This window comes from Caballeronia sp. SL2Y3 (assembly GCF_022879575.1).
In the GTDB taxonomy this organism is placed as follows: Bacteria; Pseudomonadota; Gammaproteobacteria; order Burkholderiales; family Burkholderiaceae; genus Caballeronia.
Map to the genome: position 1 here is coordinate 1833876 of NZ_CP084260.1, position 12706 is coordinate 1846581.

13 protein-coding genes and 2 tRNA genes are annotated in these 12706 nt (G+C 63.7%); 6 read left to right on the plus strand and 9 right to left on the minus strand.

The genetic code is table 11. The annotated features are described in order from the left end of the window. Positions 1-11: 11 nt before the first annotated feature. From LDZ26_RS08635 to LDZ26_RS08655, 5 genes are all read right to left on the minus strand, one after another. Positions 12-473, minus strand: coding sequence for an NUDIX hydrolase (locus LDZ26_RS08635; protein ID WP_244846869.1), 462 nt, complete (start codon positions 471-473; stop codon positions 12-14). Between the two features lie 22 nt (positions 474-495). Continuing rightward, the gene (locus LDZ26_RS08640; RefSeq protein WP_244846870.1) at positions 496-906 is read right to left on the minus strand and encodes an RT0821/Lpp0805 family surface protein; all 411 of its coding nucleotides are present in this window, start codon (positions 904-906) and stop codon (positions 496-498) included. A 154-nt stretch (positions 907-1060) separates the two neighbouring features. Then, positions 1061-1516, minus strand: coding sequence for a hypothetical protein (locus tag LDZ26_RS08645; protein WP_244846871.1), 456 nt, complete (start codon positions 1514-1516; stop codon positions 1061-1063). A gap of 266 nt (positions 1517-1782) precedes the next feature. Then, positions 1783-1859 (minus strand) — tRNA-Arg (locus LDZ26_RS08650). A 79-nt stretch (positions 1860-1938) separates the two neighbouring features. Further along, complete coding sequence (locus LDZ26_RS08655; protein ID WP_244846872.1) at positions 1939-2769, minus strand: undecaprenyl-diphosphate phosphatase; 831 nt, start codon at positions 2767-2769, stop codon at positions 1939-1941. Between the two features lie 509 nt (positions 2770-3278). Here LDZ26_RS08655 and LDZ26_RS08660 point away from each other — a divergent pair. The 3 genes from LDZ26_RS08660 (at position 3279) to LDZ26_RS08670 (ending at position 5360) form a co-directional block, all read left to right on the plus strand. Further along, positions 3279-4184 carry an aldose epimerase gene (locus LDZ26_RS08660; RefSeq protein WP_244846873.1) on the plus strand — a complete coding sequence of 302 codons (906 nt, stop codon included), beginning with the start codon at positions 3279-3281 and terminating at the stop codon, positions 4182-4184. 164 nt (positions 4185-4348) lie between these two features. Continuing rightward, positions 4349-5011 (plus strand): peptidoglycan DD-metalloendopeptidase family protein, encoded by a 663-nt coding sequence (locus LDZ26_RS08665; RefSeq protein ID WP_370650672.1) that lies wholly within the window; start codon positions 4349-4351, stop codon positions 5009-5011. A gap of 28 nt (positions 5012-5039) precedes the next feature. Beyond that, a complete protein-coding gene (locus tag LDZ26_RS08670; protein WP_370650542.1) occupies positions 5040-5360 on the plus strand; it encodes a hypothetical protein in 321 nt (106 codons plus the stop codon). Between the two features lie 263 nt (positions 5361-5623). Here the strand turns inward: LDZ26_RS08670 and LDZ26_RS08675 are convergent, their stop codons facing one another. Next, on the minus strand, positions 5624-5803 hold the full coding sequence (locus LDZ26_RS08675) for a hypothetical protein (protein WP_244846874.1): 180 nt from the start codon (positions 5801-5803) through the stop codon (positions 5624-5626). Between the two features lie 62 nt (positions 5804-5865). Beyond that, positions 5866-5942 (minus strand) — tRNA-Pro (locus LDZ26_RS08680). Positions 5943-6063: 121 nt separating this feature from the next. Here LDZ26_RS08680 and LDZ26_RS08685 point away from each other — a divergent pair. Together LDZ26_RS08685 and LDZ26_RS08690 are read left to right on the plus strand one after the other, a co-directional pair. Next, on the plus strand, positions 6064-6522 hold the full coding sequence (locus LDZ26_RS08685) for a histidine phosphatase family protein (protein WP_244846875.1): 459 nt from the start codon (positions 6064-6066) through the stop codon (positions 6520-6522). Positions 6523-6648: 126 nt separating this feature from the next. Then, complete coding sequence (locus tag LDZ26_RS08690) at positions 6649-7470, plus strand: GNAT family N-acetyltransferase (protein WP_244846876.1); 822 nt, start codon at positions 6649-6651, stop codon at positions 7468-7470. Between the two features lie 15 nt (positions 7471-7485). On the opposite strand, the gene ppx is transcribed toward LDZ26_RS08690, so the two are convergent. Beyond that, positions 7486-8994: an exopolyphosphatase gene (ppx, locus tag LDZ26_RS08695; RefSeq protein WP_206466690.1), complete on the minus strand. Its 1509-nt coding sequence runs from the start codon at positions 8992-8994 to the stop codon at positions 7486-7488. Between the two features lie 260 nt (positions 8995-9254). On the opposite strand from ppx, the gene ppk1 reads away from it, so the two are divergent. Continuing rightward, on the plus strand, positions 9255-11318 hold the full coding sequence (ppk1, locus tag LDZ26_RS08700; RefSeq protein WP_244846877.1) for a polyphosphate kinase 1: 2064 nt from the start codon (positions 9255-9257) through the stop codon (positions 11316-11318). A gap of 36 nt (positions 11319-11354) precedes the next feature. Here ppk1 and phoR read toward each other — a convergent pair whose 3' ends face one another. Further along, the gene (gene phoR / locus LDZ26_RS08705) at positions 11355-12668 is read right to left on the minus strand and encodes a phosphate regulon sensor histidine kinase PhoR (protein ID WP_244846878.1); all 1314 of its coding nucleotides are present in this window, start codon (positions 12666-12668) and stop codon (positions 11355-11357) included. Positions 12669-12706 lie beyond the last annotated feature (38 nt).

The following is a 12706-nucleotide window of genomic DNA, read 5'->3' on the forward strand; positions in this document are numbered from 1 at the left end:
GCGAGTAGGGTTCAGTCGAGCGTTTCGTGCAGTTCCGCGAGGGAAAGCGTCGTCTGAAAGAGCCGCGCGAGACTGCGGCTCGCAAAGCGGTCGACTTCCGCGGGACTGACCCAGCGGTAGGCGTCCATCTCCGGAATCATGGTGCCGTCGCTATAGCGCGGGAAGTACGACTCGCACACGCACTTGGCCAGGTCCACTTCGTCGTCCGCGACGCGCACCGCGAAAAGGTGCAGGTCCTTGTCGCGTCGATAGACGAAGCGGCCCAGATCTTTCAGATGCGCCAGGCGCTCGGCCGACAGCACGATGCCCGTCTCTTCGACGAGCTCGCGCAACGCCGCATCGCGCGGGTTCTCGTCCGGATCGGCCTGACCCTTGGGCACGTCCCAATGCGCGGTTTCGGTCGCATGGCACAGCAGGACGTCGCCCTGTGCGTTCAGAATGACGACGCCGCACGATACGGTGCGGCCGGTCATCGCGCGTTCGCTCCGCTCATGCTCATTGTTTTTTCAGCTTCCATTTGCCGTCGGCTTGTTTGCAGGCGGTCGGGGCCCACGTCTGCGTCTGCCCTTTCGCGTTGGCGACCAGCGTGATCTTGCGGCACTTGAGCCCGTCGGAATCGAACGTATTCTGCGGCGTCACGGTGCCGTCGATCGGCACGGTATTGCCGGTGCCTGCGTTGCTCCAGTCGAGCGATTCGCCGTCCTTCTCGGTATCGAGCGCGGTTTGCGCGGCCTTGTTGAGCGCCTGTAGATCGCGCTGCTTCATGTACGTGATCGGCGTGTTATTCAGAAAGCCCAGGTTGGCCGCGAAAGCGCCTGCGCTCGCGACGGCGAACGCGACGGCGAACGCGACGGCCACGGTCGTGCGGATGCAGGCGCGAGCGGGCGCTCGATGATGGATCGGCATGAAGATTCTCCTCGTTGCGAAGTCGTGCGGCGCCGGCGCGTCGACCTTGTCGCTCGCCAGCCGGCGTGCAGCGAGAATAGCATGGGCGGCAGTCGGTTTTCTGACCGATCTCGGCTCGCTTTCGAGCTCGCGCTTCGTTACACAAGGATGTCCGTTAGCGCACGAGGTGACAGGCGAAGTACTCGTCGAGGATATCGGTCATCTGCCACACCGGACACGGGCGGCGACAATGACCGTCGTAGCCCGCTTCTTTCAGCGCGGCGAGCGGCTCTTCAGGCAGAAAGCCGCTCATGGCGACGACGAGACGCGTCGCATCGTCCGGATGGGTCCGCAGTTCGCGGACGAGCGCGTAGTGCGCGCATCCGCCGATGCGCGTATCGATGAACAGCACGTGCGGATGCCATTCGCTGACGCCTTGCCTGAGCGAAGACACGTCGGCGACGAATCGCGCGGGAAAGCCTTTGAGATCGAACAGCTTGACGAGCGACTCGCCGAGCGCGCGCTCCGTCGATGCGACGAGCACGCGCCGCGCATCGCGTTCGACGCGCAGTTGCCTGCGGTTCCACAGCGCGCATTGCGCCGTACTCGATTCGTAGGCTCGTTTGTTCATGCGCCCTCTTTCGCGGATTCATTCGGTGCATCGCGCGCCGCGATGATGCAGGCGCGCACCGCAAGCGAGCGGCGCTCCGGACGTTCGAAGGCGTTTGTCGTGAGGCGCCGCGCGTGCGGACTACGGGCAGGAAGCGGGCCAGTTTGATGAGCGAATGATCTGAGCTTTATCCGTTCAATAGGATGTCTAATTAAACGAAGCAGACACGAAACCGGCGAACCTAAACGACAAAGGGCCACGCTAAGCGTGGCCCTTCGATATTCCTCTGGCCCGCCCTACACGATTCGAACGTGTGACCTACGGCTTAGAAGGCCGTTGCTCTATCCAACTGAGCTAAGGGCGGGTGACGGCTGCACGAAGAAGTCGCGCAGCGGGGAGACCCGGGATTTTACCTCATCCGACATGCCGCGCGGACACGCGCATCAAACCGGCTGGGGGTGCATCATGAACCAGCCCAGGAAGAAGATGCCCGCGATCACGCAATACACGCCGAACGACGCGAGCTTGCCGTGGCCTTCGAAATAGCGCATCAGGAACCGCACGCTCAGATAAGCGGCGATGCCCGTCAGCACGCCGCCGAGGATGGCGTCGAACAGTTGGCCCGGCGCGTGAAAGAGCTTCGGCAACTCGAGCACGCCCGCCGCGAAGATGATCGGCGTGCCGAGCAGGAAAGAGAATTCCGCCGCCGCTTCGGCCGTGAGACCCGCGCTGACGCCCGCGATCATCGTCAGACCGCTGCGCGAGAAGCCGGGAATCAGCGCGCCGATCTGCGCCAGGCCGACGAGAAACGCCTGCTTGAACGTGAGCTTCTCCGGCGCGCGCGCGGCGCGGCTTCTCTGCAGGCGATCGCCGAGCCACAGCAACACGCCGTTGACGATCAGCGCCGCCGCGACGATCCGCAGATCATGAAAAATCGCCTCCAGCCGCTTTTCCAGCAACAGACCGACGATGCCCGTCGGAATCGTGCCGATGATGAGCGCCCACATCATATGCGCGTCATCGTTGCGGCGTCCGCCGAAGGAGGCGAACCAGCCGCCGATCAGCGCAATCCAGCGCTTGCGGAAATACCAGAGCAGCGCGAGCGCCGTGCCGAGGTGCAGCGCCACGAGAAACGGCAGCAACTGCGGCGCGTGCTTGTCGATATGCATGCCGATAAGACCGGGAACCAGCAATGTATGGCCGAGGCTGCTCACCGGAAAGAGTTCGGTTACGCCCTGAAGCACGCTGAGAAATACGAGAAACCAGAGAGTCACGCGTCGGTCCTTGTCGTGGAGGAGTGAAGGACGCGCCGCGAAATCGCTCGCCGCGCCGTATGACGCGAAGCGAAGATAGATGGGGAAAAAATGGTGCGGCGCGCAAGCCGGGACCGATTATGCCTAGGGGAAAACCCAGCGCCAAGCGGCTTGCGCACACAAATGGACACCGACAGGAGAACGTCGGCGAATCAGAATAAAACGGTAAGCAGAGACGAATAAAACCGAAAGAAACGCGTGACCGTTTATTAGGGTTTCAGCCTTTGAGTTTATAAAGAAAGAGCGCCGTGCTCCCGCCGAAGAGGCTAAACATCGCGACGCCCATTGCCATCGCCAGATCCATGTCGACTCCTGTCCGTCTGGTTCCTCACATTAGGTACATATAACAACACATCGCGATGACGCCGGGCAGTCGCGGTTTCCCGCAGAGGGTTTATGCGTAGAACAATCCAAGGCAGAATCGACGAATCCTTAAACCAGTCGGCCATTGAACGGAGTGCGTTGCCACCATGTCATCCGAGAAAGACGTCATCGAAATCGAGCGCGACGGCGCGGTCATCCGGCTCGCGCCGCATGCGGGCGGCCGGCTCATGACCTGGCGCGTCGGCGGCGAGTCGGTCATCCACTGGCCGGATTCGCTCGATGAAGCCGCCTGGTCCAATGCCGCGAAGATCCGCGGCGGCAATCCGCTGCTGTTCCCGTTTCTCGGGCGGCATTTCGTCGATGGCGAGATCGGCAAGTGGCGCGATCCCGACGGCGCCGTGCATGCGCTGCCGACGCACGGCTTCGCGCGCAATCTGCCCTTCTCCTCCACGCGCGATGCCGACGGCCACGGCGTGCGGATGACGCTGGTCGACAGCGATGCCACGCGCGAGGGCTACCCGTTCGCATTCCGCTTCGAGGCGGCCTACCGTCTCATCGATGCCGTGACGCTGGAGGTCGAACTCACGACATCGAATCCGGGCGAAGTCGCGCTGCCTTACTACGCGGGGCACCACTTCTACTTTCATCTGCCGCACGATCAGCGCGCGCAAAGCAGCGTCGAGCTGCCGCGCACGGAGCGGCGGCGTCAGTTGCCGGACGGTTCGATTACCGATGCCGAAACCGGCGCGCCGCGCTATTCGCTGGCGGATGCGAGTATCGTCGATTGCTTTCACTGCCTGACCGGGCCTTCCGATGAACCCGTGCGGCTCGTCTTGCCGAACCGCACCGTGAGCTTCGAGCTGCAACAGCCGGATTCGGTGCCGTGGTACGCCGTCACGACGTGGACCGAATCGGATACGTCGGACTTCTATTGCGTCGAGCCGTGGATCGGCCTGCCCGACGCCATCCACAACGGCCGCGGCCTGCGCTGGCTCGCGCCGGGCAAGACCGAGACGGCGTCGCTTCGGCTCGTGGTCACGTCAGCGCCCTAAAGCCCGCGCGCGCCGGCACGCACGCGCCTTTCTGTGCGCGCAAATGCGGGACGGTAAAATCCTGCCTTCCTATCCGCCGCCGCCCGACGCGCGGCGGCGCTCTACGAGGTCAGGTTTTGCAGAAAAGAATTGGACAGGTCGTCCGAGCATCGGTCGTGGCATCCTTGGTCGCCGCGCTCGCCGCGTGCGGATCGGCCCCGGTCGCGCCGGGATACTATCGGGTGCAGCGCGGCGACACGCTCTCGAAGATCGCGCGGGAGAACCGCACGTCGACCAGGAACATCGCGCGCTGGAACGCGCTCACGAATCCGGACGCCATCGAAGTCGGCCAGGTGCTGCGCGTCGAGCCGCCTGCGGGCAGCGCAAGCGCGTCCGGCGCGCCATCGGCGGGCGCCGCCACGACCGCAAAGAGCGACGCAAGAAGCGAAGCAAAGGCCGATGCACCGGCGAAGCCCGGACCGGGCGTCTCACTGGTGTGGCCCGCGCAAGGCACCGTTATTCGCGGCTTCGACGGCAAGAATTCGAAAGGCATCGACATCGCGAACTCGGCAGGCACGCCGGTCGTGGCGGCGGCGACCGGCAGCGTCGTCTATGCCGGCAACGGCCTGCGCGGCTACGGCAACATGCTGATCGTCAAGCATAACGACGACTATCTGACCGCCTACGCCCACAATCGCACGCTGCTGGTGAAGGAAGGCCAGACGGTGCAGCAGGGACAGCGGATCGCCGAAATGGGCGACACGGACAGCGATCGCACGATGCTGCACTTCGAGGTGCGCTACATGGGCCGCTCGACGGACCCGTCGCGCTATTTGCCGCCGCGCTAAGAGGCGCGCGGCCGTTACGAGGAAGAGAATGAGATTCGCAAACACGATGACCGCGGGCGCGCTGTTCGCGGCGGCGGCCTTGAGCGGCGCGCTGGCCGGCTGCGCGCACACCGCCACGATGACGTACCTGCCCTCGGGCGACACGGGTTTTGCCATCAATTGCAGCGGCAGCGACGCGAGCACGAGCTGGGCGGCGTGCTACAAACAAGCGGGCGAAGTGTGCGGCGCGTACGGCTACGACGTGATTTCGAAGGACGCCGACAACGGCGCGACTTCCGGCGGTTCGGTGGCGGGCATCTTCGGCGCGAACATCAAGAATCGTTCGATGGTGATCCGCTGCAAGCAGTAAGGCTTGCGCACTCACGCGTCCGAAGGCGTGTCTTTTCGCGTACTCCTTCGCGTGCGCCAGCGGCCTGACGCCGGGTCGATGTGGGCGGCGAACCCGAAAAGCCCAGCGAGCGCGACAGGCGCGACGGCAGCGAAAACCCACAACAGATCCATGGCGAAACCCAGTTGCGACGAGTTGCCCCATCATAACCGTGCTGCAAGAATTTCGCTTCGATCCGCGTTAGAGCCGGTCGCTCAGTCGTTATGACCGATTCGCGGTCCTTCTTACTTCGGCTGCGGCTGCGCCGGCGCGATCAACATCGACGGCGGACGCGTGTCGGTCGGCACGCCGTGATAGTCGGGCGGATCTTGCGGAGGATGCTTCTGGCTGGAGGAATCGGCGCACGCGGACAGCGCGAGCGCGAAGACGGCGGAGCATGCGAACCACAAAGCGATACGCGGCATGAGGTTTCCTGGAAAAGACGAAGGGGTTACAAGCCGAGACTTGTAACCCCTTCGTTGTATCGTGGTCGGAGCGAAAGGATTCGAACCTTCGACCCTCTGATCCCAAATCAGATGCGCTACCAGGCTGCGCTACGCTCCGACGAGCCGCGTATTGTAGCGTCGATGCCCCATATCCGCAAATGCGTCGGCGCGGCGACGCGACGAGCGGGCACGCAACGTTCTAAGCCATTGGCAAAAGCCATTCATTCTGGAGACGATCGATGAACCTCATTCTCTGGCGTCACGCCGAAGCCGAAGACCAGGCGTCGAGCGACCTGGCGCGTCAGCTCACCTCGCGGGGACGCAAGCAGGCGCAAGGCATCGCGAAGTGGCTGAGGGCGCGCATCGACGACGACGCCCTGTTCCTCGCGAGTCCCGCCACGCGCACGATCCAGACCGCCGAAGCGTTCGGCGACCGCTATCGCGTGGTGGACGATCTCGCGCCCGGCAAGACCGCGCAGCACGTGCTCGACGCCGCCGGCTGGCCCGATGGCGTGAGCGAAACGGTCGTCGTGATCGGGCATCAACCGACGCTCGGGCGCGTGGCCGCACGCCTTCTGACCGGACACGAAGCGGATTGGTCCATCAAGAAAAGCGGCGTGTGGTGGTTTCAGGGCCGCTCGCGCGGCGGCGACGGGCAAGTCGTGGTGCGCGCGGTGATGTGTCCGGACTTGCTTTGAGCGTCTAATTCGCGGGGCGTCGAGGCATATGTCGTTTCATCGAAACGTCACTGCCACGCCATGCGAGCGTCACCCGGCATCCCTACATTGGCGGAAAGTTAGTCACCTTTCCGCCGAGGAATGCCAATGCACGATCTGCCGACGCCTTTCCTGCCCTTCGGAGCGTCATCGCTCTCGCTCGATTCGCGCCGCCACCTTCCGCGCACGGCCGAGACCGTCGCCGGTCAGCACCGCTTGCAGGTGGCGTGGGCGCGCTCCGACGACGCGCTGCGTGAAGCCCAGCGTCTGCGCTACCGCGTGTTCGCCGAGGAAATGGGCGCGCGTCTGTCGGGCCCCGCCGGGCTCGACGTCGACGCGTTCGACGCCTATTGCGATCACCTGCTCGTGCGCGATCTCGATACGCTGAAAGTGGTCGGCACCTATCGCGCGTTGCCGCCGCATCAGGCGGCGCGCATCGGCCGTCTCTATGCGGAAAGCGAATTCGACGTGTCGCGTCTCACGCATCTGCGGCCGAAGCTCGTCGAAGTGGGCCGCTCGTGCGTGCATCCGGACTATCGCAACGGCGCGGTCATCATGTCGCTGTGGGGCGGGCTCGCCACGTACATGATGCAGAACGGCTATGAGACGATGCTCGGCTGCGCGAGCGTCGGCATGAACGATGGCGGTCACTACGCGGCGAATCTGTACGCTTCGCTGCCCACGGACGCGCTCACCGCGCATGAGTACCGCGCGTTCGCGCATACGCCGCTGCCGGTCGAGGAATTGCGCACGGGCGTCGCGGTGAGCCCGCCGCCGCTCGTCAAAGGCTATCTGCGCCTCGGCGCGAAGATTTGCGGCGCGCCCGCGTGGGACCCGGACTTCAACACGGCGGATTTTCTGACGCTCTTCCGCCTCTCCGACATCAACGCGCGTTACGCGCGGCACTTCATGGGCGACGCGGGACGTTAAGCGTCGGGAGGATGCTCAATCCGTGTAGATCACGCGATACGGCCGCCCAATCTTTTCCCATTCCATCGCTTCCTGCGCGAGGCTGTAGTCGGTCAGCGGATTGTTCGTGACCCACTCGCTCGGCAAACGCACTTCGAAGCCGCCGCCCGCGGCTTTCACCTCGATGCCGGGCAGCCCGACGTCCGTGCGGCGGCGCGACAGAAGCGCGGCGAGTCGCAGGCAGAACAGCAGCGTCCAGTCGACGCCGCGCGCCTGCGCGAGCTTGCCGAGCTTGCCCGCGTGACCGAGCACGAGCGCCGCGAGCCGCGCCTGATCCGTGCGCGAGAAGCCGGGCATGTCGGCATTGCTCGCGATATACGCCGAATGCTTGTGGTACGCGCTGTGCGCGATCGACAAGCCGATCTCGTGCAGCGACGCCGCCCACGCGAGAAACATGCGGTTCTCCGCGCTGCGCTCGCCGTCCGGCTCGCCGAGCTGATCGTAGAAGCTGATGGCCAGATTGCCGATGCGCTCCGCCTGCGCGGCATCGACGCCGTAACGGCGCTTGAAGCCTTCGACCGTCACCGTGCGCATGTCCTGATGCTGCGAGCGGCCGAGCAGGTCGTACAGCACGCCGAGACGCAGCGCGGCGTCGGTCGTATCGACGTATTCGATCCCCAGTTCCTCGAACACGCCGAGCATGATGGACAGGCCGCCCGCGAGCACCGGAATGCGGTCCGGCTTCAGCGCGACGAGCTTCAGCCGGTTCACGTTCTCCGCCTTGATGAGCGCGCGCTTCAGCCGTTCCAGCCCGCCGCGCGAGATGCCGTGCGTGTACTCGGGATCGTTGAAGCCGTTCGCCTCGACCAGTTCGGCGAGCGCCCGCGCCGTGCCCGACGAGCCGATCGCCTGATCCCAGCCGGTCTGCTTGTATTCGCGCGAGATGATCTGAATCTCGCGCTTGGCGGCGAGTTCGGCCTGACGCATCGTGTATTCGTCGACGTTGCCGGCCGGGAAGAACTGGCGGCTGTGGCTCACGCAGCCGATGTACAGGCTTTCCATGTGGATCGGCGTGTAATGCGCGCCGATGATGAACTCCGTCGATCCGCCGCCGATATCCACGACGAGCCGCTTGCCCGCGCTCGCCGGCACCGAATGCGCCGCGCCCGCGTAAATGAGGCGCGCTTCCTCGCGGCCCGCGATCACTTCGATCGGAAACCCCAACGCTATTTCGGCTTCGATCAGGAAGTCGTGCGCGTTTTTTGCGACGCGCAGCGTGTTGGTGGCGACCGCGCGCACCTGATCCGGGTGGAAGTCGCGCAGACGCTCGCCGAAACGCTTGAGCGCATCCCAGCCGCGCAACTGCGACGCGCGATCGAGCATCTTGTCCTTCGAAAGACCGGCGGCGAGACGCACCGGCTCGCGCAACGCATCGACCTGGTAGATCTGGCTGCCCGCGGGCGTTTCCTCGACCCGGCCGACGATCAGCCGGAAACTGTTCGATCCGAGGTCGACGGCGGCGAGAAGATGAGGATGAGTGACCATCGGATATCCGGGAAACGGTGAGGTGAGAAAGCGCAACCGCGTGTCAGCGACACGCTGCCGAGAGAGACACGAATTCTATTTCATGCCGGCGCGAACATCGGAAACCAAACTAGAAGCGCGAACGCGCGCGCCCGCTAGCGACGCTATCCGCAATGTGAGTAGAATTTGTGAAAATCGTTCTGTCACAATAAAGACATCCTAGTGTGAGATCATCCGAACGCTTTTCTGCCCTTCCGATCGAGACACCTTACGCCCAGCCGATGTCCATACGTTATCCGCTCTTCAACCGTGAACTAGGCATCCTGGGTTTCAACGAGCGGGTACTGGCGCAAGCCGCCGACACATCGGTGCCGCTGCTCGAACGTCTGCGCTTTATCTGCATTACGAGCAGCAATCTCGACGAATTTTTCGAAGTCCGCATGGCCGGTCTTCAGGAGCAGATGCGCGACAACCCCGGCACGCTCTCGCCGGACGGCATGTCGCTGCAACACGTCTACGATCTCGTCTCTGAACGCGCGCAACGCCTCGTGCATCAACAATACGCGATGCTGCACGAGACAGTATTGCCCGCGCTCGAAATGGAAGGAATTTATTTTCACGGCGCGGAGACCTGGAGCGAACAGCAGACCGCGTGGGCGCGCGAATACTTCCAGAACGAACTGCTGCCGGTGCTGACGCCGATCGGGCTCGATCCCGCGCACCCTTTTCCGCGCGTGCTGAACAAGAGCCTGAACTTCGTCGTCGAACTCGAAGGCACCGACGCGTTCGGCCGTCAGGCGATGATGGGCATCGTGCAGGCGCCGCGCGCGTTGCCGCGCCTCGTGCGCATGCCGGAAGCGCTCTCGGGTTATCCGCATGGTTTCGTGCTGCTGAGTTCTTTCATGCAGCACTTCGTGAGCGAACTCTTTCCGCATCTGACGGTGCGCAACTGCAATCAGTTTCGCATCACGCGCAATAGCGAGCTTTTCGTCGACGAAGACGAAATCACGAATCTGCGCGTCGCGTTGCAGGGCGAACTGCCCGCGCGGCATCTGGGCAACGCGGTGCGGCTCGAAGTATCCGCGGAAACGCCGCCGCATCTCATTCGCCGTCTGCTCGACGAAAGCCAGCTCAATCCGCGCGACTGCTATCGCGTGAACGGACCGGTCAATCTCGTGCGGCTCATGCAGTTGCCCGAAATGGTGGACCGGCCGGACCTCAAGTTCGTGCCGCACATTCCGTCGGTGCCGAAGTCGATTGCGAATACGACCAATCTCTTCGATGCCATCGATCAGGGCGATATCCTGCTGCATCATCCGTACGAGAGCTTTCAGCCCGTCCTGGAACTGCTGTTGCAAGCGGCCAAAGATCCGCAAGTGGTGGCGATCAAGCAGACCATCTACCGCACGGGCACCGATTCGCCGCTGATGGACGCGCTCATGCAGGCCGCGCGCAACGGCAAGGAAGTGACCGTGGTGGTGGAACTGCTCGCGCGCTTCGACGAAGAAACGAACATCAACTGGGCGTCGCAGCTCGAAGCGGTGGGCGCGCATGTCGTGTACGGCGTGGTCGGCCACAAGTGCCACGCGAAGATGATGCTGATCGTGCGCCGCGTGTCGCAAGGCGGCAAGACCGTGCTCAAGCGTTACGCGCATCTCGGCACCGGCAACTATCATCCGCGCACGGCGCGTCTCTATACCGACTTCGGCCTCATGACCGCCGATCAGCAGATGTGCGAAGACGTGCATCACGTCTTTCAGCAGTTGACGGGCATCGGCGGCGAGCTTGCGCTGCATCAGCTATGGCAGTCGCCGTTCACGCTGCATGCGAAGCTGATCGAAGCGATTCGCGCCGAAGCCGAACATGCGCGCGCGGGACGGCGGGCGCGCATCGTCGCGAAGATGAACGCGCTGCTCGAACCGACCGTGATCGCGGCGCTCTACGAGGCATCGCATGCGGGCGTGAAGATCGACCTGATCGTGCGTGGTGTGTGTTCGCTGAAGCCGGGCGTCGAAGATCTGTCGGAGAACATCACGGTGCGCTCGATCGTCGGGCGTTTCCTCGAACATCACCGCATCTTCTATTTCTATGCGAACGGCAAGGAAGACGTGTATCTGTCGAGCGCCGACTGGATGGATCGCAACTTCTTTCGCCGCGTCGAAGTGGCGTTCCCGATCCGCGACCGGCGTCTCAAGCGCCGCGTGATCGCCGAAGGCCTGTCCGTGTGTCTCGGCGACAATCAGTCGGCCTGGGTCATGCAAAGCGACGGGCACTATCGCAAGCGCCGTTCGGGCAAGGCGCTGCGCAATGCACAGTTGGGACTGCTCGCGAAGTTCTGTTCCTGATTCCTGACGACACGGCGCGCAACGCGCCGTGCGAATTCAAGCCGCCACGGACTTGCGCAATGCCGTGCGCGACGCGGGAAAGCGCACGATGAACGTGCTGCCCCGCCCCACTTCGCTTTTCACGTCGAGATCGGCATGATGCCGTTGCAGCACATGCTTCACGATGGCAAGCCCGAGCCCCGTGCCGCCCGTATCGCGCGAACGGCTCCGGTCCACGCGATAAAAGCGCTCTGTCAAGCGCGGAATATGCTCCGCCGGAATGCCTAAGCCGGAATCGCGCACGGTAAAGACCGCGCGATCCTCCACGCGCTCCCATGACACGTCGATGCTGCCGCCATCCGGCGTGTAGCGCACCGCGTTGGTCACGAGATTGCCGAGCGCGCTGACCAGTTCCGTCTCCGCGCCGGCCACGGTCAGCGCGTCGTCGTTATGGAAGTGGATGCGATGACGTCCGCCCGAAAGACTGTTGGCGTCGTCTTCCAGATGACGCAGCACCGCGCGCATGTCGAGCAGTTCGTCGCCGGGCGGATGGACATCGCCTTCGAGATTCGCCAGCACGAGCAGATCGCGCACGATGTTCTGCATGCGCATGGCCTGCTGATTCATCATGTCGAGATAACGCGCGCGGTCGGCTTCGTCGAGCGGCAACTCGCGCATCGTTTCGAGGAAGCCGGAAAGCACGGTGAGCGGCGTCTTCAGTTCGTGCGAGACGTTCGCGACGAAATCGCGGCGCATGGAATCGGTGCGCTCGAGTTCGGTAATGTCTTGCGTGAGGATCAGCTTGCGATTCTCGCCGTACGGAAACACCTGCACCGAGACACTGCGCTGCCGGTTCGCGCCCATGCCCCGCATGATGAGCATCTCTTCGTAGCGGTGCGAATTCAGATAGCGGATGAAATCCGGATGACGCACGAGATGCGTGATGTGCTGCCGCAGATCGCGCTTCGCGTCCAGCCCGAAGTGCTTCTCCGCGATGGCGTTGCACCATTCGATCTGGTCGTGATCGTCCAGCATCGCGACGCCGTTCGGCGACGCCTGAATCGCCTGGATGAAGCGCGAATGCTGCTGCTCGACCTGACGCACCTGCGCGTGCCAGCGTTTGGCGAGCTTGTGCAGGCGGTAATAGATCTCGCCCCAGATGCCGAGCGCGCTCGGCACCTGGCCGTACACCGGCGCGTCCAGGAGACGCCACAGCCGCTGCGTGTGATACGTGCTCACGAAGCTCTGCACGACGAGCATGACGACGGCGACCGCGAGCGCTACTCGCACGCCCGCGATTGCGCCGATCGCGGCGCAGAGCACCGCGAGGAGCGCGAGGGACACGATGGAACGCGTCCAGATGATATTCATGTTGTCGGGAGATCGATGAAGGCGAAGATGCGCGCGGG